Origin of the sequence: Frankia sp. AgKG'84/4, from assembly GCF_023242965.2 — a bacterium.
GTDB lineage: Bacteria > Actinomycetota > Actinomycetes > Frankiales > Frankiaceae > Frankia.
Genome location: NZ_JALKFU020000849.1, coordinates 1 through 950, shown reverse-complemented (window position 1 = coordinate 950; position 950 = coordinate 1). Strand labels below are relative to the sequence as shown.

The following is a 950-nucleotide window of genomic DNA, read 5'->3' as shown; positions in this document are numbered from 1 at the left end:
AGAAGGTGTTTGAGATCGTCGGTTAGATGATTCTCTGTAGCGGTCGGGGTCCTGGCCGTCGGGCGGGTGCGCGCCGGTCGATCCGCCGGGCCATGACGCCGATCATCGCCCAGCGGATCAGGGCTTCGGCGTGGTCGGGGCGGCGTTCGTAGTCCCGGGCGTGACGACGGTGTCCGGTGATCCACGCCAGGGTCCGTTCGATGACCCAGCGGCGGGGCAGGACCTCGAAGCCCTTCTGCCCCGCAGGCCGGCGCACGACCTGCACCCGGAGCCCAAGCAGACGGGCGGCCCAGTCCACGATCGTCCCGGCGAACATCCCGTCACCGAACACCAGCTGTAACCGGCGGCCGGCGAAGTAGCTGTCGAGAAGAACCTGCCGCCCACCGGCGGTGTCATGCGTACTCGCGGGAACGACCAGCACGGCCAGCAGCAGTCCCAGGGTGTCAACGACGAGGAATCGCTTGCGGCCGTTGATTTTCTTACCCATGTCGAAGCCGCGGCTGGCCGCCGGGACGGTGTCGGCGCCCTTCACGGACTGGGAGTCGATGATCCCTGCCGTCGGTTCGGTGTCACGTCCCTCCTGCACGCGGAGCTGGTCACGTAACGCGTCGTGGACACGTTCGGTCACGCCCTGGTCGTGCCAGCGGGCGAAGTAGTAGTAGACGGTCTGCCACGGTGGATAGTCCGACGGCAGCGCCCGCCAGGCGCAGCCGTTGCGCACGACGTACCCAATCGCGTCGACGAGATCGCGGCGGTCGTGCTTCTCGCGGCGGCCGATCGACGCTGCCGGCGGCAGCAGCGGCTCGATCAGCGCCCACTGGGCATCGGTCAGATCAGACGGATAGCGGTGACGGTGACGTCGCGGCATCCCCTGACCGTCACCCGCCCGACCACCCGGTCAGGCCCTTTCCCCGCGAACGCACACCCATCGCACACCCCGAACATCACAG

1 protein-coding gene is annotated in these 950 nt (G+C 68.2%); it reads right to left on the bottom strand.

Annotation, left to right across the window (positions count from 1 at the left end):
• Window positions 1–22 precede the first annotated feature (22 nt).
• Complete coding sequence (locus MXD58_RS25630; protein ID WP_308302048.1) at window positions 23–868, bottom strand: IS5 family transposase; 846 nt, start codon at window positions 866–868, stop codon at window positions 23–25.
• Window positions 869–950 lie beyond the last annotated feature (82 nt).